The 22,597-nt window shown below is 64.0% G+C and carries 19 protein-coding genes; 9 read left to right on the top strand and 10 right to left on the bottom strand.

Features of this window, described 5'->3' with window-relative positions; translation table 11 throughout:
• Positions 1-66 precede the first annotated feature (66 nt).
• Both AB4Z43_RS12410 and AB4Z43_RS12405 read left to right on the top strand, forming a co-directional pair.
• Entirely contained in the window at positions 67-1,290 is a 1,224-nt protein-coding gene (locus AB4Z43_RS12410) for a glycosyltransferase family 4 protein (RefSeq protein ID WP_441937655.1), read from the top strand.
• Positions 1,287-2,861, top strand: a complete 1,575-nt coding sequence (locus AB4Z43_RS12405; protein ID WP_441937653.1) for a glycosyltransferase — start codon at positions 1,287-1,289, stop codon at positions 2,859-2,861. The genes AB4Z43_RS12410 and AB4Z43_RS12405 overlap by 4 nt, the downstream gene beginning before the upstream one ends.
• Here AB4Z43_RS12405 and AB4Z43_RS12400 read toward each other — a convergent pair.
• From AB4Z43_RS12400 to AB4Z43_RS12390, 3 genes are all read right to left on the bottom strand, one after another.
• Entirely contained in the window at positions 2,844-3,836 is a 993-nt protein-coding gene (locus AB4Z43_RS12400) for a hypothetical protein (protein WP_441937651.1), read from the bottom strand. The genes AB4Z43_RS12405 and AB4Z43_RS12400 overlap by 18 nt on opposite strands.
• A gap of 64 nt (positions 3,837-3,900) precedes the next feature.
• Entirely contained in the window at positions 3,901-4,476 is a 576-nt protein-coding gene (locus AB4Z43_RS12395; protein ID WP_441937649.1) for a DUF1349 domain-containing protein, read from the bottom strand.
• Between the two features lie 54 nt (positions 4,477-4,530).
• Positions 4,531-5,970 (bottom strand): aldehyde dehydrogenase family protein, encoded by a 1,440-nt coding sequence (locus AB4Z43_RS12390; RefSeq protein WP_019862814.1) that lies wholly within the window; start codon positions 5,968-5,970, stop codon positions 4,531-4,533.
• A gap of 239 nt (positions 5,971-6,209) precedes the next feature.
• Here AB4Z43_RS12390 and AB4Z43_RS12385 point away from each other — a divergent pair, with 239 nt between their 5' ends.
• The 7 genes from AB4Z43_RS12385 to AB4Z43_RS12355 all read left to right on the top strand — a co-directional run bounded on the left by AB4Z43_RS12385 (position 6,210) and on the right by AB4Z43_RS12355 (position 15,286).
• Positions 6,210-6,869, top strand: a complete 660-nt coding sequence (locus AB4Z43_RS12385; protein ID WP_064984434.1) for a TetR/AcrR family transcriptional regulator — start codon at positions 6,210-6,212, stop codon at positions 6,867-6,869.
• A 167-nt stretch (positions 6,870-7,036) separates the two neighbouring features.
• Entirely contained in the window at positions 7,037-9,448 is a 2,412-nt protein-coding gene (locus AB4Z43_RS12380) for a GcvT family protein (protein ID WP_441937646.1), read from the top strand.
• A 37-nt stretch (positions 9,449-9,485) separates the two neighbouring features.
• The gene (locus AB4Z43_RS12375; protein WP_441937644.1) at positions 9,486-10,739 is read left to right on the top strand and encodes a sarcosine oxidase subunit beta family protein; all 1,254 of its coding nucleotides are present in this window, start codon (positions 9,486-9,488) and stop codon (positions 10,737-10,739) included.
• Between the two features lie 20 nt (positions 10,740-10,759).
• Complete coding sequence (locus tag AB4Z43_RS12370) at positions 10,760-11,026, top strand: sarcosine oxidase subunit delta (RefSeq protein ID WP_064984431.1); 267 nt, start codon at positions 10,760-10,762, stop codon at positions 11,024-11,026.
• Positions 11,023-13,908, top strand: a complete 2,886-nt coding sequence (locus AB4Z43_RS12365) for a sarcosine oxidase subunit alpha family protein (RefSeq protein ID WP_441937642.1) — start codon at positions 11,023-11,025, stop codon at positions 13,906-13,908. The genes AB4Z43_RS12370 and AB4Z43_RS12365 overlap by 4 nt, the downstream gene beginning before the upstream one ends.
• Positions 13,901-14,443, top strand: a complete 543-nt coding sequence (locus AB4Z43_RS12360; protein WP_441937640.1) for a hypothetical protein — start codon at positions 13,901-13,903, stop codon at positions 14,441-14,443. Before AB4Z43_RS12365 ends, AB4Z43_RS12360 begins: the two co-directional genes overlap by 8 nt.
• Before the next feature lie 168 nt (positions 14,444-14,611).
• Positions 14,612-15,286, top strand: a complete 675-nt coding sequence (locus tag AB4Z43_RS12355) for a helix-turn-helix domain-containing protein (RefSeq protein WP_441937638.1) — start codon at positions 14,612-14,614, stop codon at positions 15,284-15,286.
• Positions 15,287-15,325: 39 nt separating this feature from the next.
• Here AB4Z43_RS12355 and AB4Z43_RS12350 read toward each other — a convergent pair whose 3' ends face one another.
• From AB4Z43_RS12350 to AB4Z43_RS12320, 7 genes are all read right to left on the bottom strand, one after another.
• A complete protein-coding gene (locus tag AB4Z43_RS12350; protein WP_441937636.1) occupies positions 15,326-16,537 on the bottom strand; it encodes an epoxide hydrolase family protein in 1,212 nt (403 codons plus the stop codon).
• 212 nt (positions 16,538-16,749) lie between these two features.
• Positions 16,750-17,235 carry a hypothetical protein gene (locus tag AB4Z43_RS12345; RefSeq protein ID WP_038651664.1) on the bottom strand — a complete coding sequence of 162 codons (486 nt, stop codon included), beginning with the start codon at positions 17,233-17,235 and terminating at the stop codon, positions 16,750-16,752.
• 115 nt (positions 17,236-17,350) lie between these two features.
• Positions 17,351-17,911 (bottom strand): FMN reductase, encoded by a 561-nt coding sequence (gene msuE / locus AB4Z43_RS12340; protein WP_019862803.1) that lies wholly within the window; start codon positions 17,909-17,911, stop codon positions 17,351-17,353.
• 63 nt (positions 17,912-17,974) lie between these two features.
• Positions 17,975-19,222 carry an SfnB family sulfur acquisition oxidoreductase gene (locus AB4Z43_RS12335; protein WP_441937633.1) on the bottom strand — a complete coding sequence of 416 codons (1,248 nt, stop codon included), beginning with the start codon at positions 19,220-19,222 and terminating at the stop codon, positions 17,975-17,977.
• 23 nt (positions 19,223-19,245) lie between these two features.
• Positions 19,246-20,052 (bottom strand): ABC transporter ATP-binding protein, encoded by an 807-nt coding sequence (locus tag AB4Z43_RS12330; RefSeq protein ID WP_441937631.1) that lies wholly within the window; start codon positions 20,050-20,052, stop codon positions 19,246-19,248.
• 79 nt (positions 20,053-20,131) lie between these two features.
• Positions 20,132-21,469: an ABC transporter substrate-binding protein gene (locus tag AB4Z43_RS12325; RefSeq protein ID WP_441937629.1), complete on the bottom strand. Its 1,338-nt coding sequence runs from the start codon at positions 21,467-21,469 to the stop codon at positions 20,132-20,134.
• Between the two features lie 85 nt (positions 21,470-21,554).
• Entirely contained in the window at positions 21,555-22,595 is a 1,041-nt protein-coding gene (locus AB4Z43_RS12320) for a branched-chain amino acid ABC transporter permease (protein ID WP_064984419.1), read from the bottom strand.
• Between the last annotated feature and the right edge of the window lie 2 nt (positions 22,596-22,597).

Raw genomic sequence — 22,597 nt, 5'->3', positions numbered from 1 at the left:
ACGGAATCGTTCTGAATGCCATCCGAATTGGACCCCTTGCCTGGCACAAAGCCCCAGGCGTCAGCATTGAACGGCACAGGCGCGCAACCAGCTGTCGGCCAGCCCGAGCGGGCGACCCAGAAACGTACGGTGGTCGTGTCGCACGACCCGGGCTTTCCGCCTGCTTCAGGTGCGGATCTGAGAAACTATCGCAACGCCGAAGCGGCCGCCAGGTTCGGACCGGTCTGCCTGGTTTCAGTGAAGCCGAACAAGGTAAGGAATGCACCTGATCCATTGATCCGGGTCGAGGCCCTGTCGATCGAAGGCGAACCTCGTACAGCCTCGATCGGTTGGTGGCGCTCAAGGGCGGAGAATCGCATATCGCGTTCCGCGCTGACGCGGCTTGAGGCACTCGTCCGTGAATTCCGCCCTGACACCATCATTGTCGAGGGCGTTGGCCTGTTCAAGCTGCTGCGGCCCCTGCGGCCGCTGGTGGAGCAACTCATTCTCGACATGCACAATGTCGAGTCCGACCTGGCCGGACAGATCAGGCGTCTCAGTGCCAAGCGAAGCGCGGCAGCATTCAACGTCCGGCTCCTCGAGAGAAAAGCACTATCCCTCGTCGACAGGGTATGGGTCTGCTCGAACCTCGATCGCCGGAAGCTGATGACGCTTTCCCGGCACAGGATCCCGATCGACGTTGTTCCGAACGGAATTCCGCAGGCCGGGGATGGTCTCGCGCGCCTGCCCGCCGAGCCGTCGACCGACAACGGCTTTCCGGTGATCGTGTTCATCGGCCATCTCGCCTACCCGCCAAACATCGATGCCGCCCAGCGGTTGGCCAGTGTCATATTGCCCCGTATGCGAAACGCCCTGCCGGATGCCAAGCTCGTCCTGGCGGGACGCACCCCGCGACCGGAAGTGCAGGCATTGGCTGGATTGCCTGGTGTGGAGCTCATCGAAGATCCCGCGGATGTCGCGCCGCTGTTGTCCAGCGCGCATCTCACCATCGTCCCACTGACGGCGGGCGGCGGCACACGCATCAAGATCCTGGAGGCAATGGCCGCGGGCGTGCCGGTGATCGCCACGCCGATCGCGGCCGAAGGCCTGGACCTGGTCGAAAATGACGAGGTGCTGCTGTCTCAATCCGATGAAACGCTTGCCGAGATGGCCATCGGACTCTGTCTCGACCCCGAACGCAGGGCGCGGCAACGCCTTCGGGCGCACCAGGCGGTATGGGCAAGGTTCGGCCCGCAAGCGATCCGCGATGCCGTTCGTGACGGGCTTGGATCAAACGGCGCCACCGGATGATTCCGGCAATCCTGCACCAGACCTGGAAGAGCGACGCCATTCCAGCGCGCTTCCAGGCCTATGCAGACAGCTGGAAGCGGCACAATCCGCACTGGACGGTGATGTTCTGGAGCGACCGGATGCTGCTCGAATTCGTGGCCGAGCACTACCCTGATTTCCTGTCGATGTTCTGCGGCTACACAAGGGGCGTGCAGCGCTCGGATGCGGCCCGCTACATGCTGCTGCATCATTTTGGCGGGGTCTATGCCGACATCGACTGCGAATGCGTGGCGGCCTTCGATCCGATCATGGGCGAGACCCGTGTCGTGCTGTGCAAGGAGCCGGCGTCGCATGCGGCCGTCCAGGCGGACTTCCGGGGCCTGCCCTATCTTCTGTTCAACGGAACAATCGCGAGCCCGTCCCGGCATCCGTTCTGGATGCATGTCCTGTCCATGATGCCCGGGCTCGCAGACGCCGAGGACGTGCTCGACGCGACCGGTCCTTGCCTTTTGACCTCCGCCCAGCGCGGTTACAGCGATCAGGAAGCCTTTGCCATTCACCCTTCCGGCCTGTTCTCGCCGGTGACGTCTGCCGGGAGCATGGAGCGTGAGGCCGGCGACGATACTGCAGCACTTTCGATCCATCACTGGGCCGGCACATGGTGGATCCCGGAGCCGCCACCGAAATGGACGACCAGGCTGCGCAACCAAGCCTATCGGCTTCGGTACCAGCTGACGCGCGGAGCGTATCTGGATGAGGCCGAGGCCAAAGCCGGCGTCGACACGGCGGTTCTGGCGGCGCCGCCGCCTTCGGGCCAGAACATCGCTGTTCTGGTGCCGCTTCGCGACGCCGCCGACCTCATCCAACCCTTTCTCGATGCGCTGGACGGGCTAGACTACCCCAAGGACAGGATCAAGCTGGTCTTCTGCGAAGGCGACAGCCTGGATGGCAGCTGGGAACGGCTGCAGGCCGCGACGACGGGACTGGCCGGCAAATATCGTGATATTGTGCTGCTGCAGCGACAGGTCGGCACCAGGCTCGACAGGGCAAAACGGGCCAGGCCGAGCATGCAACGCGTGCGGCGCGGCGCGATTGCCAAGGTGCGAAATTACCTCATCGATCACGGGCTGAAGGAAGACGACGACTGGGCGCTGTGGATCGATATCGACATCTGGCGCTTTCCCGGCGATGTGCTGGGCCGGCTGATCGCCACGCGGCATCGCATCGCTGTGCCCAACTGCGTGAAGATCGCCGGCGGCGACAGCTTCGACCTCAAAAGTTTCGTTATCCGACGGCGGACCAGGGATTATCGCTACTACCGCGAGATCCGCGGCGGTCTGCACCAGCCTCCCAAGCAGACCCCATATCGCTATCATCTGAGCGATGTCAGGCATCTGGACATCATCGGCCTCGATGCGGTCGGCGGAACCATGCTTCTGGTCGATGCCGCTCTGCATCGCGGCGGCCTTCGCTTCCCCGAAATTCCCTACCGCGACCTGATCGAGACCGAAGCCTTTGGGGTGCTCGCCAACGATCTCGGCATCCGGCCGGTCGGCCTGCCGAAGCTGGAGATCCTACACGTCCCCTGGTGAGGCGGCAGCCTGCCGAAATTCCTGCCTGAGGGGCTCCAGATAGGCCTGCGGCCGCAGGCGTCGCCACAAATATTCCCGGTCCGTCAGATGCGCGACTTTGCCGATCCAGCGCTGTGGCGCTTCCGGATCCCTGACCTCGTGCCAATCCTCGACAATGATGACCGGCAAGCCCTCGTAGAGAGGATCGAGCGGCGAGGTCTTGGTCACCACGATGCAGCCGAGATAAAGCAGCTCCCATGTGCGGTGACAGTCGAGGCCGTTTCCCGTGGTCGAAAGCACGAGCGGATACTGCGAATACAGCTGCCAGATGCCGCGCTGCGAAACGCGTCTTTTCAGGAAGTCGACATGCGGGCATCCGTCCAGCACATCAAGCAATTCCCGACGCTCGCTCGAGCCGCTGCTGACGCTGAAATCACAGAATATCCGGGGCTGGCGACGATCCGCACTGCCTTGCCGGCCGCGCACGGTTTGCAGTTGCCGCACCAGTCCGGCAGGCGTCGCAAGGGAGCGTGGCGTGTGGAGGTCCAGTCCGATCGGGAACGGCTTGATCCGGGGGTGAACGCCATCGCAGTTCTGGCTGTACCAGCACACCATATGGGGGTTGGCGAGAAGCCGCTCGACGGTGTCCTTCGCCAGGTCGGACGGCACGGAGGCATCGCCGTCGGTCGTCAGCAGGACGAAGGGAGCCTTGATGGTCGGCAAGACGACCCGGGTGAACGTATCGAGGTCGCAGGTTCGCCGCTCCCTGGCCAATGTGCTCAGCCGCACCCAGACGATGCCGTGCGCGCCACTGTAGTGGTCGCGGAAAAAGGCCTCGTCCTGCGTCGATTCGGTCGGCGCGTTGCGATACCAATCGGGTCCGGCGAAGTCGCAGAAGTAAGCGATGCCTTGCGACCACAGCACGGAAGGAACGCCGAGAAATCTCAGCGCCCAGGAACGCACCGCCTTTTTGAGTTTTGCCCGCCAACGCGACATGCCCATCGGCAAGGCTTAGCCCAGACACCGTCGCGGCTGCAATGTCCCGGTTCCGGCCGGAACGTCAGCCGTGAAGTTCCCGTGAAATCGGCGGGCCGACCGAAAATCCGGAGAATGTGACCTCGAAACCCTCGCGCTGCGGCGAACAGCACATCATGCCGACATCGACCGTTTTCGAGATCGGAAAATAGGCGAGCCGCACCGGCTTCCAGTGACCGTCCGAAGCGTCGAGATACTGGACGCGGATCGCCTCGCCGTGGCGGGTCAGGCGGATGCTGACGCCGTTCGGGCCTGCGTGAATGGCCACCAGCGACCAGTCCGATGTGTCGTTGGTGACGACGACGGAGAAATAGGCAAGGCCGTCGGTGTATTCGATGCCGGCCTTGATCCAATGCGTTTCGCTGAGCCGGACCATCAGTCCGGCCTGGTCATAGAGCACCTTGTAGTCGCCCTTGACGGTGACTTCGGCGGTGAAATCGCCCTCGACCGGCCGATGCAGGAAATGGCCGTTGTCACGCCAGAAACCGTAGAAGGTCTCGCGCCAGAAATCGGTCTTCTTGCCGGTGCGCACGCGCACCGCATCGCCGTCGACGGCGTGATGCGGTGGCGGGTTGAGCCAGGTCAGGTCCTGCAACGTCATTGCCTCATGCCGATTCCCCGGTGAAGGTCGCCGGCCCGACAGGCCGGCGCCCGATCAGCCTGCGAATGTATAGGCGGTCTTCACCGTGGTGTAGAACTCCATGGCATAGCGGCCCTGTTCGCGCGGGCCGTAGCTCGAGCCCTTGCGGCCACCGAAGGGAACATGGAAATCGACGCCCGCCGTCGGCAGGTTGACCATCACCATGCCGGCCTCCGAATTGCGCTTGAAGTGCGTGGCATGCTTCAGGCTCGTGGTGCAGATGCCCGAGGTGAGCCCGAAAGGCGTGTCGTTGGCGACGGAAAGCGCCTCGTCATAATCCTTGACGCGGATGACGCTGGCGACTGGGCCAAAAATCTCCTCGCGCGAAGAGCGCATGGCATTGGTGGCTTCGGTCAGCAGGGCCGGGCTGAGATAGAAGCCGGGTGTCTTGCGGTCGAGCCGTTCGCCGCCGAAGGCGAGCGTAGCGCCTTCCCTGACTCCGATGGCGATATAATCCTCGTCCTGTTTCAGCTGGGTCGCGTCGACGACCGGGCCGATCTGGGTCTGCGCATCGAGCGCATCGCCGATCACCAGTCTGCCCATCCGCTCCTTCAGCGCATCGACGAAACGGTCATGGATCCCTTCGGTCACGATCAGCCTGGACGAGGCGGTGCAGCGCTGGCCGGTCGAGAAGAAGGCGCCGTTGAGCGCGCAATCGACCGCGACCGCAAGATCGGCGTCGTCAAGCACGACCAGCGGGTTCTTACCGCCCATTTCGAGCTGGAACTTGCGCATATGCTCGACACTTGCCGCGGCGACGCGTTTTCCCGTGCCGACCGAACCGGTGAAGGTGATGGCGTTGACATCGGGGCTGTCGAGCATCGCCTGGCCGACCACCGAGCCCTTGCCCATCACGAGGTTGAGCACGCCCTTGGGCAGGCCGGCGCGATGCAGGATATCGACGATGGACCAGGCGCTCTCCGGAACCAGCTCGGCCGGCTTGAAGACGATGGTGTTGCCATGCGCCAGCGCCGGCGCGATCTTCCAGGCCGGGATGGCGATGGGGAAATTCCACGGCGTGATGATGCCGACCACGCCGACAGCCTCGCGGGTGATCTCGACGCCGACGCCCGGCCGCACGCTCGGCACCATCTCTCCGGTCAGGCGCAACGTTTCGCCGGCAAAGAAATCGAATATCTGGGCGGCGCGGATGGTCTCGCCAATGCCTTCGGCCAGCGTCTTGCCTTCCTCACGCGCCAGATTGCGGCCGATCTCGTCCTTGCGCGCCATGATCTCGTCGGACGCCTTTTTCAGCACCGCATGGCGTGCCAATGGACCGGAGCGGGACCATGAAGGAAACGCCGCCTTGGCCGCCGCGATGGCCTGCTTGGCCTGTTCGACCCCAGCCGAGGCATATTCGCCGACGACATCGCCGGTGTCCGAAGGGTTGATGTTGCGGGAGCCGGCATCGCCGACCCATTCGCCATCGATGAGGTTCTTTCGAAACTGTGCCATATCTGGTCTTTCCTGCTGGTTGGCCGCGCTGCGGCATCTGGTGAATTGGTATTTGCCAGACAAATGCCTTGCGGGAAAGCACGCACTGGTCGAACAGCCGCGACAAAAATCCCCGGGCCAGCCGTCGCAGCCAGCCCGGCTGGTATCCGCGGAGCGTTATTCCCGACCAGGCGAATTGCCCTGTACACCTATGTCCATAGCCTTGATTTGGCTGATGCGGCGTGTCATGCGTCGTAGAGATGGCAGCACTCGAAACGACGATCCAGCGCGCCGGCGCCACCGGCAACATCAAGGCCACGCGCGAAGACTGGCTGAAACTGGCGCTTGAAACGCTGATCTCGGACGGCGTCGAACGCGTCCGCGTGCTGACGCTTGGCCAGCAGCTCGATGTCTCGCGCTCCAGCTTCTACTGGTATTTCAAGAGCCGGCAGGATCTGCTCGACCAGTTGCTGGACTATTGGCGGCAGACCAACACAAGGTTCATCGTCGAACGCGCCTCGCGGCCTTCCGCGACCGTCATCCGCGGCGTGATGAGCATTTTCGAATGCTGGGTGGATGAGAGGCTGTTCGATCCCCGGCTGGACTTCGCGATCAGGGCCTGGGCCCGGCGTTCACCCGCCATCAGGCGCGCCCTCGACGAGGCCGACGAGGAACGCGTCAATGCCATACGCGACATGTTCAAACGTCACGGCTATGAGGAAGAGGACGCATTCGTGCGCGCTCGCGTCCTCTATTTCATGCAGATCGGCTATTACTCGCTTGAGCTCAACGAACCGATGAGCACCCGTCTCACGCACGTCGCCTCCTATCTGCGCAGCTTCACCGGCCAGGAGCCTCCGGCAGAAGATGTCGAGGATTTTGCGCGCTACGTCGAGAAGACGCTTTCCGGCAAACGATAGACACATTCGCCGGCCGCCCTGACCCGACAGTTTTCTAGACGCGGTCCGTAGGCCACCCCCATAGCCAGCCAGCACGCTTGCCTGCTGCGAGCCAACTTGGCAACGTACTAGACACATGTGTACAATGCCGGTAGGCTGCGCCGCCATAACCGGTGGAGTGCGGCAAGATGAAATCCCAATACAGGGCGATCGTAGTCGGCGGCGGCGTGGTTGGGGCTTCGGTGCTCTACCATCTGGCGAAGTTCGGCTGGAGCGATGTCGCGCTAATCGAACGCGAGGTGCTGACCGCCGGGTCCAGCTGGCACGCGGCCGGCGGCTTCCACGCGCTGAACGCCGACCCCAACATCGCCGCGCTGCAGGCCTATACGATCGACCTGTTGTCGGAGGTCGAGACGGAATCGGGCCAGAACATCGGCATGCACATGACCGGCGGCATCTCGGTCGCGTCGGCGCCGGAACGTTGGGAATGGCTGAAGGCCTCCTACCGCATCTTCCAGACCATGGGCATTGACGATGTCCATCTGGTCGGCGTCGACGAGATCAGGCAGCGCTGCCCGATCCTCAACACCGACGGCATGCTGGGCGGCCTTTACGCGGCGCGCGAGGGCCATATCGACCCCTCGGGCGTCGTCCATGCCTATGCCAAGGCGGCAAGGAAGCGCGGCGCCGAGATCATCGAGCACAACCGCGTGCTGGCGCTGAACCGCCGCGCCGACGGCAGCTGGGATGTGGTCACCGAGAAAGGCACTGTCATTGCCGAGCACGTCGTCAATGCCGGCGGATTGTGGGCCAAGCAGGTCGGTCGGATGGCCGGCATCGACCTGCCGGTGTCGCCGATGGAGCATCACTACTTCGTCACCGAGGCGCTGCCTGAGATCCAGGCGCTCGACCGGGAATTGCCGCTGATCGTCGACCTCGAAGGCTTCACCTATATGCGCCAGGAGCAGAAGGGCCTGCTGCTCGGCATCTACGAAATCAAGCACAAGCACTGGAACATGGACGGCGCGCCGTGGGACTACGGCATCGAGCTGATCCAGGAGGACACCGATCGCATCGCCAACGAGCTGGCGCTCGGCTTCAGCCGCTACCCCTGCCTTGAGACCGCCGGCATCAAGCGCTGGGTGAACGGCGCCTTCACCTTCTCGCCGGACGGCAATCCGTTGGTCGGCCCGGTGCGCGGCGTCCCCAACTACTGGGTGGCCTGCGGCGTCATGGCCGGGTTCCTGCAAGGCGGCGGCGTCGGCAAGTCGCTCGCCGAATGGATGATCCATGGCGAGCCGGAAGCCGACGTCTACGGCATGGACATCGCCCGCTACGGCGATTTCGCCTCCAACCGCGAATACATCAAGCAGACGACCGGGCAGTTCTATTCACGCCGCTTCGTCATGAGCTATCCCAACGAGCAATTGCCGGCGGGACGGCCGTTGAAGACGGCGGGTGCGCATGACGCCATGGACGCCGCGGGTGCGCGCTGGGGCAATTCCTGGGGCATGGAAGTGCCGCTGTATTTTGCCCCGCAAGGCTTCGTCGAGGCACCGACGCTGAGGCGCTCCAACGCTTTCGACATCGTCGGCCAGGAATGCCGCAAGGTGCGCGAAGGCGTCGGCCTGCTCGATATCACCGCCTTCTCGCGCTACGAGGTCTCCGGACCGCATGCGGAGGCGTGGCTCGACCGGCTGCTTGCCTGCGCGCTGCCCAAGCCCGGCCGCGCGAAGCTCGCGCCGATGCTGGGCGAAAACGGCAAGCTCAAGGGCGATCTCACGGCCTTCAACTGGGGCGACGGCTCCTGGTGGATCATGGGGTCCTATTATCTTCGCCAATGGCACATGCGCTGGTTCGAACAGCATCTCGCTGACGGCGTCACCGTGCGCGACATTTCGGACGCGGTCGCCGGCTTCTCATTGGCCGGCCCCAATGCGCGGCGTCTGCTCGAGCGGCTGACGCACCAGGATGTCTCGCATGAGGCCTTCGGCTTCCTCGCCTGTAAGACGCTCGATGTCGGCCTGGTGCGGGCCAAGGTCGGGCGGCTCTCGGTCATCGGCGAGCTCGGCTACGAGATCCATTGCCAGGCCAACGAGCACGCCGGGCTGCGCCGCGCGCTGCTGGCGGCAGGCAGCGACCTTGGCGTCACGGAATACGGCTTCGGCGCCGTCAACTCGCTGCGGCTCGAAAAGAGTTTTGGCATCTGGTCGCGCGAGTTCACCCAGGATTATACGCCTGATGAAACCGGCATGGACCGCTGGATCGCCTTCGACAAGGGTGACTTCATCGGCCGTGAAGCAGCGCTGAAAGAGCGGAAGACCGGATCCAGGCGCACGCTGGTGACGCTCGAAATCGACGCTGCGGATGCCGACGCCAGCGGCTACGAACCGGTCTGGAGCAGAGGCAAGCTTGCCGGTTTCGTTACATCGGGCGGCTATGGCCATACGGTCGGCAAGAGCCTTGCCATGGCGCTTGTCGATCACGATGCGGCCGGTATCGATACGGAGTTGACAACCCATATCGTCGGCGTCGAAACAGGTGCGCGCGTCATCGCTTCGTCGCCCTACGATCCACAGGGCAAAGCGATGCGGGCATGACCGGACGAACCGCTGCCATCCCTGCGGAAGACATGCCATGACCAGACGCTATTCCGCTTTGTCGCTGTTCAAGGAGGGCCTTGCCGGCCAGACCGGCTGGAAGCAGGCCTGGCGCTCGCCCGAGCCGAAGCCGACCTATGACGCGATCATCATCGGCGGCGGCGGCCACGGGCTGGCGACAGCCTACTACCTAGCCAAGAATCACGGCATCACCCAGGTCGCAGTGCTGGAAAAGGGCTGGATCGGCGGCGGCAATACCGGCCGCAACACCACCGTGGTGCGCTCCAACTACTATTATCCCGAAAGCGTCGAACTCTACGGGCTGGCGCACCGGCTCTATGAAGGCCTGTCGAAGGATTTGAACTACAACGTCATGCTGTCGCAGCGCGGCATGGTCAATCTCTGCCACTCGACGGCCGAGATGGAGATCGGCGCACGCACCGTCAACGCCATGCAGCTCAACGGCATCGATGCGGAGCTGTTTTCATCAGAAGATGTGCGGCGCGTGGCGCCGATCTACAATTTCTCCCCGGATGCGCGTTTCCCCGTGTTCGGCGGTATCTGGCAAGGCAGGGCCGGCACCGCGCGCCACGACGCGGTCGCCTGGGGCTATGCGCGGGCGGCGAGCCGGCTCGGCGTCGACATCATCCAGAATTGCTCGATCACCGATTTCATCGTCGAAGGCGGCCGATGCCGCGGCGTCCAGACGACGCGCGGCGCGATCCGCGCCGAGCGCATCGGCATGGCGGTGGCCGGCCATTCCTCGGTGCTGGCGACCAAGGCCGGCTTCAGGCTGCCGATCAATTCCTATGCGCTGCAGGCCTGCGTCTCCGAGCCGGTGAAGCCGATCCTCGACACGGTGGTGCTGTCGCCCGGCTGCGGCGTCTATGTCAGCCAGTCGGACAAGGGCGAGATCGTCATCGGCGGCGGGCTCGACCGCGTCCCCTCCTATGCGCAGCGCGGCAATCTGCCGACGCTGGAAACCGTGATCGCCGGGCTGCTGGAAATGTTCCCGATCTTCGGCCAGTTGAAGCTGATGCGGCAATGGGCCGGCATCGTCGACGTGGTGCCGGACTCCTCGCCGATCATCGGTCCCTCGCCGCTGCCCAACCTCTTCCTCAATTGCGGCTGGGGCACGGGCGGCTTCAAGGCCATTCCCTCCGGCGGCACGCTGCTGGCGAACCTGCTGGCGACCGGCAAGCACAACGACATCAGCCGCCCCTTTGATCTCGATCGCTTCGCCAGCGGACGGCTGATCGATGAAGCGGCCGGCTCCGGCATCGCGCACTGAGACAAGGATCCGAGGCAATCATGCAGCTTTTCCCTTGCCCGTTCTGCGGCCCGCGCGACGAGACCGAATTCCACTATGGCGGCGATGCCGGCAATGCCAGGCCTGACGGCGCCGAGGTGCCGATCGAAAGCTGGACCAACTATCTCTATCTGCGCAGCAACCCGAAGGGCACGGCGCGCGAGATCTGGGTTCACATGAGCTGCGGCGAGTTCTTCGTCATGGAGCGTGACACCGTCACGCACAAGGTGCTGTCGTCGACCGCGCTTGGCGGGGAGCACGCGGCGTGAGCGCCTCGCGTCTCGCCACCGGCGGCAGCGCCATCGACCGCTCGCGACCGATCCGCTTCAGCTTCGACGGCGCAAGCGTGGACGGTTTTGCCGGCGACACCATCGCTTCGGCACTGCTCGCCAATGATATCGCGGTCGTCGGCCGTAGCTTCAAATACCACCGGCCGCGCGGCATCTGGGGCGCCGGCGTCGAGGAGCCGAACGCGCTGGTCGATATTGGCGGCCCACAGGCGTCGCCGAACACGCGGGCCACGACCGAGCCGGCACGCGACGGGCTGGTGGCGAAAAGCGTCAACGCGACGCCCAATGCGCTGGCCGACCGCAACGCCTTCCTCGATCGCTTCTCGCGCTTCATTCCGGCGGCGTTCTACTACAAGACCTTCATGTGGCCGGACTGGCACATGTTCGAGCCGCGCATCCGCGCCATGGCCGGACTGGGCAAGGTCGACACCGACTGGACCTCGCCGGGCACGGCGGATCAGGTCAACCATCATTGCGACGTGCTGGTGGTCGGCGCTGGACCGGCCGGACTGGCGACAGCCAGGATGGCCGCCGGCGCGGGCCTCTCCGTCACGCTGGTCGACGACCAGCGCAAACCGGGCGGATCGCTCGGCCATCGCGCCGGCGAGATCGACGGCAAGCCCGTGGCCATGTGGATCGAGGAGACAGTTGCGGAACTTACCGCCGGCGGTCACCTGATCCTGCCATCGACCACCGCCTTCGGCATCTACGACCACGATCTGGTCGGGCTGAACCAGCGTCATTTCGATGGCCGGCGCGACACGCTGTGGCGGGTCCGGCCGCGTCATATCGTGCTGGCGACCGGCGCCATCGAGCGGCCACTGCCCTTCGCCAACAACGACCTGCCGGGCGTCCTGTCGGCGGATGCGGCACTCGCCTATCTCAGACGCCACGCGGTTCTCGTCGGCCGGCGCGTTGTCGTCGCGACCAACAATGACAGTGCTTATGAGGTGGCGGCAGCGTTGGCCGAGGCTGGCGCCGACGTCACGCTTGTCGACATCAGGCGTGACGGCATCCCCGAAACCCCGGCCAAGGTGCGGCTGGTCAAAGGGCGGGCGCTTGCAGCCGCCATGGGCAGACTGCGCCTCGAGGGCGTAACGCTGGATGACGGCACCAGGCTCGACGCCGACTGCGTGCTGGTCTCGGGCGGCTGGACGCCGACAATCCATCTGTTCGGCCAGGCCAAAGGCAAGCTCGCCTGGAGCGACGCCCGCGCCGCGTTCCTGCCGGGTGATCCCGTCGATGGCATTTCAGTCGCCGGTGCGGCAGCCGGTTCCGTCTCGTTGTCGGAAGTGTTTGCCGACGCGCGGACAGCTGTTGCGCCGCTTGGTCCGACGACGGCCGCCCTACCGCGCAGCACCGGACCGGAGGCGACTGGCGGCATCGTTGCAGCGTGGCCGGTGCCCGGCTCGAAAGGGCGCATCTGGATCGACTATCAGAACGACGTGACGGTGAAGGACGTCGAACTGGCGGCACGCGAAAACTTCGTCTCGGTCGAGCATCTGAAGCGTTACACGACGCTTGGCATGGCGACGGACCAGGGCAAGACCTCCAACCTGCCCGGCCTGGCGCTGATGGCCGGGATTACCGGCCGCACCGTGCCGGAGGTCGGCACCACCACCTACCGTCCGCCCTTCACGCCGGTGCCGCTGGCGAGCTTTGCCGGCGCGCGCGTTGGCGAGTTGATGGCGCCGGTGCGCCGGCTGCCGCTGGAGAGCGTGCATCGCGAAAGCGGCGCCATCTTCCAGGAATATGGCGGCTGGCTGCGGCCTGCCCATTATGGCGGCCGTGGCGCCGATACGGATCGCGCCATCCAGGACGAGGCGTTGCGCGCGCGCCGGTCGGTCGCGCTGTTCGACGGTTCGACGCTCGGCAAGATCGAGGTGATCGGACCGAAGGCGGCCGCATTCGTCGATTTCCTGTACTACAACACCATGTCGACGCTGAAGCCGGGCCGCTGCCGCTATGGCTTCATGCTGTCGGAGAATGGCGTGGTCTTCGACGACGGCGTGCTGGTGCGGCTGGACGAGCATCGCTTCGTCGTGTCGTGCTCGTCCTCGCATGTCGCTGCCGTACATGCCCGGCTGGAGGAATGGCGCCAGGACCGCTTTGGCCGTGACGCCGTCTATATCCACAACGCCACATCGGACATGGCGACACTTACCGTCTCAGGACCGAATGCCCGCAAGCTGCTCGAAACAATCGATCTTGGCCTCTCGCTCGACGATGCCGATCTGCCGCATATGGCGATCGGTCACGGCAGCTATAGCGGCGACGCGGTGCGCATCGCGCGGGTCAGCTTCACCGGCGACAGGAGCTACGAGATCTCGATCCCTGCGGATCGCGCCGAGCCGCTATGGGCGCATCTGCGGCAAGCCGGGCAGGCATTCGATGCCGTCGTCATCGGTCTCGAAGCGCTGATGATCCTGCGTGCCGAAAAAGGCTTCATCGTCATTGGAAAAGATACGGACGGCACCACGCTGCCACACGACCTCGGCAGCGAAGGCCCACGCACCAAACGCCAGACCGAATATGTCGGTCGCCGCTCGCTGTTTACCGAGGAGGCCTCGCGCGGCGATCGCCTGCAGCTTGTCGGCCTGACGGTGCCGTCCGGTGAAGCGCCGCTGCCAACCGGCGCGCATGGCATCAAGCGGGAGAGCGGCAGGCTGCACAGCCAGGGCTTCGTCACCTCGAGCTACCGGAGCCCGACGTTTGGCCGGCCCATCGCGCTCGCTCTGATCGAGCGCGGCGCGGCGCGCCACGGCGAGACGATCGAAGTCCAGCATCTCGGCAAGGTCAGGACGGCGACGATCGCCGCGCCTTGCGCCTTCGACCCGGCAGGAGACCGGCTCCATGCGTGATCTCGCGGAAAAATGGTCCGTCCCACCGGACTGGCGGAACGCCACCATTGAAGTGCCGGGGCTCAAAGTAGGCGCCGTTGCCGGGCTGCACCAACGCCTGGTCAGCGGCGACCTCGCGGCATGGGCCGAGGCTTCCGGCTTCGATGGGCCGGCCGTCAGGGCATTCGGCCTGGCGGAAGGCATACGCTATTCGGTGCGCTTGGCGCGGGACCGCCTGCTTGCCGTGTCCACCACACCCATCGGCATTGCCACCGGGTGGTTCTCCGAGGGGTTCGCTGTGACGGAGATCAGCGCCGGATTGCAGGTGTTCGAGGTCGAAGGCCCGGCGCTTGATGCCTTCATCGCACGCGGGACGACGCTTGACCCCGCTGGGCAGCCAAGCGCCAGTGCAACGCTTTCCTTCGCCGGCATCAGCGCCGTCGTGTACCGCCGTCAGCGCAGCCTGCGCATCCATGTCGATCGTGGCCTCGCCGCCTATCTCTGGACATGGATGGAAACAGCCGCCGCCAAAATCGCCGCCGGATCCCAGAACTAGCCGGCCACGACAATGCCGAACATCCCTGGCTGACTGCCACCCCAGGTCGGCGTGGGTGCGTCTTGCGCAAAATCAATCGCAAGGGCTGGACGCCGTCGCGCAAGGGTTCGACTGTAAAATCTCCATTCATGAATCGACGTCGCGGTTTTGCCGGAGCAATTGCCGATCATGGTCCAAAAGCATACGAGCCGGCCATCTCCCCATCCCTGGATCGACACAGTCTGGCAAACTGTGTGTTTGAGCGACGGGATTTACAAAGCCACACCTGACGGTTCGTGGGATCTGCTCCGCAGCGTCGCGCCGGACGGGATTTCCGTGGTGTTCTTTAGCGGCCAGGCAACCGAGCCCGTCGACGTGCCATATGTCGAGGGTGAGCACTCGGTCGTCATCTCATTTGCCGCCCATGTCTATCTTGCGCGTGACAAGGAGGTGCGAACCGGCGCCGCGGTCCGATTTCTGGATGTAACACAAGACCAATTTCTATTGGATGGCGTGGAACTGCCGTTGCCGACTTTCCTGAACGCCGAAGCTCTTGTCGACGAGATGATAGCGGCGGGGCTGCTTGCGTCCGACGACGTCGTGGCCAGGGCCTTTACCGAGAAGCCCAAGGCTGCCTCCAAACGCTCGGTGCAGCAGCATTTCAAGAACACCACCGGCATCACGCAGAAGGATTTCCAGTTGATCCGCCGCGCACAGGAAGCGGTTCGGCGCTTGAAAGCCGGCGATAGTGCCGCGGCCGTGGCTTTCGATCTTGGCTATACGGATCAACCGCACATGATCAAATCCATAAAGAAGATCATGGGTTCTCTGCCATCAAACCTCGATGCGGTTCACAAGATCTGATGCCGGGCGAGGGTTCGCCCGGCGGAGATCACCGCGGCGCTATTTCGTGACAAGCGCCGCGAATTGCTTGATGTCCTCGACATAGAATGCCGGATCTTCCCACGCGGCGAAATGGCCCGTCTTTTCCATATTGTGAAATTGCACGACATTTCCCGACGTCTGGCGGTCCGCCCATTCACGCGGCAGGCGAACGCCGCCCGGGATCGGCGCTTCGGTCGCCACCGCCACCGGAACCCCGGTGTTCTTTCCCTTGATGGTCGGCGGCTGCATCGCGTTCTGATTGTAAATGCGGAAGGACGAGGCCGCCGTTTCCGTCAGCCAGTAGATCATGATGTTGGTCAAAAGCGCGTCGCGACCAAATCTGGCGTCGGCCTCGTCGCCGACCCCCATTCCGGCCATGAAGCTCATAATCCATGCGGCAAGGCCGACCGGAGAGTCGTTCATGGCAAAGGCAAGGCTCTGCGGCTTTGTCGCCTGGACCAGATTGAAGGCGCCATGCATGAAGAACCATTGCTGGATCGCTCCCGCGTAACCCTGCTCCGGCCCGCTGAGGGCGCCAAAATCCGTGGTCTGGTCCGGGTAGCCCACATCGGTCAGATGGAAGCCGATAAGCTTGTCCGAGTGGCGCTGCGCCAGCGACATGGCGATCACCGACCCCAGATCGCCGCCAGCCACGATGAAGCGGTCGTAGCCCAGCACGTCATTCATAAGGTGAGCAAGAATGTCGGCCACCTTGTCGGCGGGCAGAGCCGTTCTGCCAGAAAAGCCAGTCCCCGGAATGGACGGCACGACGACGTGAAATTCCTCCGCCAGCGCATCCACGACCTTGTGATAGCGGTAAAAACTGTCCGGCCAGCCATGAAGCAGAAGGATTGCCGTCGCACCCTTCTTTTTCGACGGCTGATGGACGAAATGCAGGTCGATGCCCTCGATATCGACCTTGTAGTTCGGCAATGCGTTCAGGCTCGCTTCGGCCTTCCGCCAATCATAGTCATGGAGCCAGTAGGCGGTCAGCTTCTTAATGTAGTCGAGATTCGTACCAGTCATCCATCCGGCTCCGGCGGGTTCATCCGGCCAGCGGGTGTGGCTCAGGCGCGCCTTGAGATCGGCGAGTTGGTCATCGGAAATGGCAATCTTGAACGGCGTCGGCTTGGCCATTGTCGTATTCTCCTGTGAGACGGCGCTGCGATCGGTGAGACCGCCGAGAAGAGCTGCCGCGATGGCGCTTTTGGCAAATTCGCGGCGGTTCATTCTCGCAGCTCCTTGTTCATTTTCGATGGAGCCAAACTATTGGAACGGCGGCCGCGCGGATTGTAAATTTGCGCAAACCATCCAGACGAGACGAGCACGCGACAGGTCTCATTCTCGCGCCCGCTGAGGCATGAGGGATGCACAACGACAAACGGTGCAGCGTTCCGCCACCCGGCAACAAAGGGTGGAGGCGGACGAACATTGTGCTTTTTCTAGAGGGTGAACGACCAGAACAGGCAGGCGAGCGTCGCGGCGGCGAAGACCACGAAGAACAGGCTGCGCAACAGCACGTTGCGGCGCAGTTCGTTCATGACGAAGTGGCAACCGACGACAGCCACGGCAAACAGGAACCGCCAGTTCAGCAATGCGAGCATTGCGCTGCCCTGGCCGAAAGCCCATCGGGCGAGAAGGCCGCCGACGATGGTGGCGAACAGCACGATCACCGCCCAGAAGATCGCGTCGGCGCAATGGGTGAGGACGATGCTGGCCGCCCTGATCGGCAGGATCATCATCAACAGCGCGCTGAAGAAAAAGACGGCGGCGAGCGGAATGAAGGTTCCGGCATCAGCGATGCCGTCGAGGCGTCTGACGCCGATTGCGCCATAGGGATAGCCATGCCTGGCCACCGCAAGGCTCAGCGCCATGAGCAAGGCGGTCAGCACGGCGACGAGTGCGAAGGTCGTAAGGGCTTTGCTCATGGTGTTCCTGTCCCGGGCGAATCAGACAGGAACTTTGTAGCGGGCGGTCGTAAATTGCACGTAAGTGAGGAAGCCGCTCGTGCGGATTTCAATCGGTGAAAGCCACTGTCGGCTGCTATTCGGCGGCGATCCTGCCTGCCGAGCGGTTGGCGAGTACGAAGCCGACCTCGTCCACCGCCTGCGCCGCGCGCTTCAGGATCGCCTCGGAGCGCAGCACTCCGTCGGTGAAATCCTTGTCGGTGGCATAGACGGCAGTCGGCAAGGCAAAGGCCTCGAAGAAGCCAAACAGCGGCCGCAGTTGATGCTCGACGATCAACGCATGGCGCTCGCCGCCGCCGGTCGCGGTCAGCACGATGGGCTTGCCCCGCAACGCGGCCGGATCGATCAGGTCGAAGAAGTGCTTGAACAGGCCGGTATAGCTGCCCTTGTAGGTCGGCGAACCGACCACCAGCACATCGGCCGCGAGGATCTGCGCCAGGATCGGCTGCGCCCGGCTGTCGAGGTCGCGCGCCCACCGTGCCGTGCCGAGCGAAGGGCCGACATCCTCGATGTCGTAGGTTACAGCCGACAGGCCATGGCGCGCGGCGATGTCCCTGGTGACCAGTTCGACGAAGGCGCGCGTCTTTGACGGCCGGGTGATGTTGCCGGAAAAACCGACGACTGTGGGGTTTGACATGGCAGTGGGCCTCTTGGATGTCGAAGTTTGAAGTGGCGGGCCACCCGGCCCGCCGAGGGGAAATCAGCTCCAGGCGTGCAGCGGCGGATTTTCGCCGTTTAGGAAATATTTGCCGAGGATCGAGTACTTCCAGCGTACCGGATCGTGCAGCGTGTGGGTGCGGGCATTGCGCCAATGCCTGTCGAGATTGTGCTCGGCCAGCGTCGAACGCGTGCCGGCCAGTTCGAACAGCTTGTTGGTGGCGGCGATGGCGATTTCGGTCGACAGTATCTTCGCCTCGGCAGTGACGATCTGCGCATGCGCCACCGTATCGGCGGTCGGCTCGGCCACCGCGCGGTCGATCGCCAGGCCGGCCTTGTCGAGCAGCGCCTGCGCGGCGTGCAGGCGCAGCGTCAGGTCGCCGACCGCCTGGATGGTGTAGGGATCGTCCCAGGCATTGTCGACGCCGCTGTCGATCCAGGCGCGGCTCTTCGTCCTGACGAAGTGAACCGTCTCGTCGATCGCCGCCTGGGCAATGCCGGTGTCGACCGCCACCTGGATGATCTGGAAGATGGCGCCGTCGGCGGTCGGTTTGTCGTAGCCCTTGTAGCCGGGCACCAGAAAAGTCTTCGGCACCTTGACATTGTCGATGATGACGGTGCCCGACAAGGTCGTGCGCTGGCCGAAGCTCGACCAGTCGTCGATGACCGTCAGGCCCGGCGCTCCGCGGTCGGCAATGGCATACCAGGCGCGACCCTCGTCATCGAGCGCCACGATCGGCACCAGATGGGCAAGCAAAGCGCCGGAGGAATAGAATTTGCGGCCGTTGACGACGACATGGTCGCCGGCATCGGTGAAACGGGTCTCGAAATCGGCGGCGCGCTTGGAGCCGAACTCGGAAAAGGCGTTGCCGAACCGCGTGCCTTTCAGCGCCTCGGCAAACAGCAGCTTCTGCTGGTCCGCGTCGGAAACGGTGCGGATGGCGGCGACGACGCCGAGATGGTTCTGCGCGATCTGGCCGATCGAGGAATCCGCAGCCGAGATGATCTCGATCACCTTGGCCAACGTCGCGTAGGACACCTCCGGCCCGCCGAACGCCTTGGGTACGTTGATCGACCACAGGCCGCTCTGCGAGAAGGCGTCGAGTTCGGCGACCGGCCAGATCCGCTCGCGGTCGCGCTTCGAGGAGCCCTTGACGAATTCGGCGGCAAGCGCGTGGGCCACCGCAATCGCTTCGGCGTCATCCCGGATGATGTGGGCCGGCGCCGACGGCCTTGCAACGGGCGGCACGGCGGCGGAGGCGTGGTCTGTTTTGACGGTCGAGACGGTCATTTCACTGCTCCTTGAGATTTTGTTCAAGCGACGGCATGGAGATGGGCTGGTTTGGCAGCCGGCGAGGGCTGTTGGCCGGTGGTCGATTGACCGAGATAGAAGGCGCGCACGTCCTCGCGCTGGCGAAGATTGGCGGCCGCGCCGGTGAGAACGGAGACGCCGTTTTCGAGCACCGTGGCGTGGTCGGCATAGCGCAGCGCGACAGCGGAATTCTGCTCGGCGACCAGGATCGACAGGCCGGTTTCGCGGTTGAGTTTTCTGAGTGTCTGGAAGATGTCCTGGACGATGAGCGGGGCCAGCCCCATCGACGGCTCGTCGAGAACCAGCAGACGCGGCCGCGACATCAGCGCCCGGCCGATCGCCGCCATCTGCTGCTCGCCGCCGGAGGTCAGGCCGGACAGGGTCCGACGCTTCTCCTTGAGACGGGGAAAATAGCCGTAGATCCGCTCGAGATCCGCGTTGATCTCGGCACGGCGGCCGCTGCGGCCGATGCCGCCGGCGACCAGGTTTTCCTCGACGGTGAGGCTCTTGAAGCAGTGGCGGCCTTCCAGCACCGACACCAGCCCGGCGCGCACCAGATCGCCGGGCTTGCGGCGAGAGACATCGGCGCCGTCATAGCGGATGCTACCGGCATTGACCTGGCCGCGTTCCGCCGGCAGCAGGTTGGAGACGGTCTTCAGCGTCGTGGTCTTGCCGGCGCCGTTGGCGCCGAGCAGCGCCAGGATTTCGCCGCGCCGGATCTCGAAGCTGACGCCATGCAGCGCCGTGATGGCGTGGTTATAGGTGGCATGGATCGTGTCCACCGCAAGGATGACGTCATTGTCCGGCATGGGCTCTTCTTCCGCGGTTCGAGAACCGTAAGGAGCGGTGCGCCACGGAAAGCTGTCCGTGGCGCCCGGCATTGGCTGATCAGTTGGTGGTCACGGCGTTGGCATCATCGGCGGTGCGCAGCTTGATGCCCTTCTCGGCGGCATAGGCTTCGGCGGATTTCTCGATGATTGGCCGCAGCAGCGCCCAGTCCGGCGCGATCCAGTCGGAGACGACGTTCCACTTCTTGCCGTCCCACTGCTGGAAGGTCACGTAGCCTTCGCCCTCGTGATTGTCCCAGCTGACATTGATGGAGTGGAACAGGTCCTTGGCGCCGAGCGCCTCGACCTTGGCCGGATCGAGCTTGAGATGTTCGAAGCCCCAGCGGACTTCATCGCCGGTCAGCGTGCGGTGGCCGAATTTCTCTTGCGCGACACGGATCGCCTCGACATTGAGGATGCCGTTGACGATGCCGAGATTGTGGTAGACCGAGCCGATGCGCGACTTGTCTTCAAGGTTGCCCTTGCTGGCGCCGTAGACAGTCTTCACGATCTCCTGCACCACCGGATAGGTGTTGCCGGAGGCCTGGGTGGTGATGGCGGTGTAGCCCTTGGCGGCGTCGCCGGCCGGGATGACGTCCTCTTCCGAATTCGACCAGACATTGCCGACAATATGGTCGACGGGGAAGCCGACCTTGACCGCCGTCTTCAGCGCCGCCGGGTTCATCACGCCCCAGCCGCGCAGGACGACGAAGTCCGGCTTGGCGCGGCGGATGGTCAGCCATTGCGACTGCTGCTCATTGCCGGGATGCGGCACCTCGATCTGCTGCACGGTGAAGCCGTATTTCTGCGCCAGCAATTCATAGATCGGGATGGTCTCCTTGCCGTAGGGCGAGCCGTGATAGAGCACGACGATCTTCTTGCCCTTGAGCTTGTCGATGCCGCCTTCCTTGGCGGCGATGTAGTTCACGATGCCTGATGTCTCGCTGTAGGGATTGAGCAGCAGCGGGAAGACGTAAGGGAAAACGCGGCCGTCGGTGGAGTCGGTGCGGCCATGGTTGACGGTGATCAACGGCACCTTGTCGGCGGTGATGCGGTCGATCATGGCATAGGCGATGCCGACCGAAAGCGGATTCCATGCGGCCGCACCCGCATGGCTCTTCTGCCGCTCATAGCATTCGACGCCACGCTCGACCTCGTACTGGGTCTCGCATTCGTCCCAGGTCAGCTTGACGCCGTTGACGCCGCCGTCGCGGATGTTGATGAGATTGAGATAGTCGATGAAGCCGCCGAAAAAGCCGGTGCCGCCGGCCGCGTAGGGACCGACGCGATAGCTCTGCAGCGGAAAGTATTGTTCGTCGGCGTGGGCGGCCGGCAAGGCCACCGACACGATCATCGCCGCGGACAGCGCCGCCGCCTTGATTGTGCTGAGGAAGGTCATGGTCGAGATACTCCCGGTATGGGCCGTCTTGGTTCGGCCTCTGGTTCATTTTCCGATTCAGTTCGATGCGGTTGCCCCGCAGGGCTCATGTCGACTGCCAGGCGAACAGGAGCCGTCTTCGGATCCTGTCCCACAGGGCCACCAGCCCGTCGGGTTCCAGGATCAGAAACAGGATGATGAGGGCGCCGAGCACGATGCGCTGGCTCATGTCGAGGACGCCCGAGTCGAAGACATCGCCGAGCAGGAAGCCGCCGAGGCGCGACAGGCCAAGCGGGAAGACGACGATCAGGGCGGCGCCGAAGAAAGCGCCACGGATCGAAGCGAGGCCGCCGATGATGATGATGAACAGGATCTGGAACGAGCGGTCGAGATCGAAGCCGTCCGGCTCGACGGTCCTGAGATAGGCGAAGGCCCAGATGACGCCGGCAACGCCGATGATGAAGGAGGAGATGGCGAAGGCCAGCAGCTTGGTCTTCAGCACCGGAATGCCGATGATGCGGGCGGCGGTCTCGTTGTCGCGGATGGCAATGAAGTTGCGACCGGTCTGCGACGACACGAGCCGATAGGCGAGGAAGGTGAGGATGCTGACGATGGTCAGCGCAAAGAGATAGCGGCCGACGGCGCCATCCAGCGCAAGACCGCCGATAGACAGCCTCGGCGCGTCGATGACACCGGACGCCGAGTTGTTGGAGAACCAGCTGAACTTGGTCAGCGCCCATTGCACGAAGAACTGAGCGGCGAGCGTCGAGACGGCGAGATAGAACCCTTTCAGCCGTAGGCTCGGCAGGCCGAAGACGATGCCGATCGCGGCGGCGACGATGCCGGCGAGCACGATGCTGCCGATCAGCGGCAGGCCTTCAACACGCAGGTTGAAATTATAGGCGGCGAAGGCGCCCGCCGCCATGAAGGCGGCGCTGCCCAGCGAGACCTGGCCGGCATAGCCGGTGAGGATGTTCAGCCCGACGCCGGCAAGACCGAGCGCCAGGAACGGCAGCAGGATGGCCTCGAACAGATAGCTCGAACCGATCAACGGCACGACGCCATAGGCAAAGGCAAGCAGCAGCACGGGCGCGATCCATTTCGGCAGCACCGGTGCGGAGGTGAGATCGCTTGTGATCGCGGCCATGC

It is taken from the genome of Mesorhizobium sp. 2RAF45, from assembly GCF_052115225.1.
Taxonomy (GTDB): Bacteria; Pseudomonadota; Alphaproteobacteria; order Rhizobiales; family Rhizobiaceae; genus Mesorhizobium; species Mesorhizobium jarvisii.
Note: the sequence above shows the minus strand (reverse complement) of the source record. Positions and strands in the feature narration are given on the sequence as shown.

What these genes read in the sequence shown, in the direction of transcription:
- AB4Z43_RS12360 (WP_441937640.1), top strand. Translation starts at nt 13,901, where the DNA reads ATGCGTGATCTCGCGGAAAAATGGTCCGTCCCACCGGACTGGCGGAAC.
- AB4Z43_RS12345 (WP_038651664.1), bottom strand. Translation starts at nt 17,235, where the DNA reads ATGAGCAAAGCCCTTACGACCTTCGCACTCGTCGCCGTGCTGACCGCC.
- AB4Z43_RS12390 (WP_019862814.1), bottom strand. Translation starts at nt 5,970, where the DNA reads ATGGCACAGTTTCGAAAGAACCTCATCGATGGCGAATGGGTCGGCGAT.
- AB4Z43_RS12330 (WP_441937631.1), bottom strand. Translation starts at nt 20,052, where the DNA reads ATGCCGGACAATGACGTCATCCTTGCGGTGGACACGATCCATGCCACC.
- AB4Z43_RS12370 (WP_064984431.1), top strand. Translation starts at nt 10,760, where the DNA reads ATGCAGCTTTTCCCTTGCCCGTTCTGCGGCCCGCGCGACGAGACCGAA.
- AB4Z43_RS12320 (WP_064984419.1), bottom strand. Translation starts at nt 22,595, where the DNA reads ATGGCCGCGATCACAAGCGATCTCACCTCCGCACCGGTGCTGCCGAAA.
- AB4Z43_RS12405 (WP_441937653.1), top strand. Translation starts at nt 1,287, where the DNA reads ATGATTCCGGCAATCCTGCACCAGACCTGGAAGAGCGACGCCATTCCA.
- AB4Z43_RS12355 (WP_441937638.1), top strand. Translation starts at nt 14,612, where the DNA reads ATGGTCCAAAAGCATACGAGCCGGCCATCTCCCCATCCCTGGATCGAC.
- AB4Z43_RS12380 (WP_441937646.1), top strand. Translation starts at nt 7,037, where the DNA reads ATGAAATCCCAATACAGGGCGATCGTAGTCGGCGGCGGCGTGGTTGGG.
- AB4Z43_RS12350 (WP_441937636.1), bottom strand. Translation starts at nt 16,537, where the DNA reads ATGAACCGCCGCGAATTTGCCAAAAGCGCCATCGCGGCAGCTCTTCTC.
- AB4Z43_RS12375 (WP_441937644.1), top strand. Translation starts at nt 9,486, where the DNA reads ATGACCAGACGCTATTCCGCTTTGTCGCTGTTCAAGGAGGGCCTTGCC.
- AB4Z43_RS12395 (WP_441937649.1), bottom strand. Translation starts at nt 4,476, where the DNA reads ATGACGTTGCAGGACCTGACCTGGCTCAACCCGCCACCGCATCACGCC.
- AB4Z43_RS12385 (WP_064984434.1), top strand. Translation starts at nt 6,210, where the DNA reads ATGGCAGCACTCGAAACGACGATCCAGCGCGCCGGCGCCACCGGCAAC.
- msuE (WP_019862803.1), bottom strand. Translation starts at nt 17,911, where the DNA reads ATGTCAAACCCCACAGTCGTCGGTTTTTCCGGCAACATCACCCGGCCG.
- AB4Z43_RS12325 (WP_441937629.1), bottom strand. Translation starts at nt 21,469, where the DNA reads ATGACCTTCCTCAGCACAATCAAGGCGGCGGCGCTGTCCGCGGCGATG.
- AB4Z43_RS12400 (WP_441937651.1), bottom strand. Translation starts at nt 3,836, where the DNA reads ATGTCGCGTTGGCGGGCAAAACTCAAAAAGGCGGTGCGTTCCTGGGCG.
- AB4Z43_RS12335 (WP_441937633.1), bottom strand. Translation starts at nt 19,222, where the DNA reads ATGACCGTCTCGACCGTCAAAACAGACCACGCCTCCGCCGCCGTGCCG.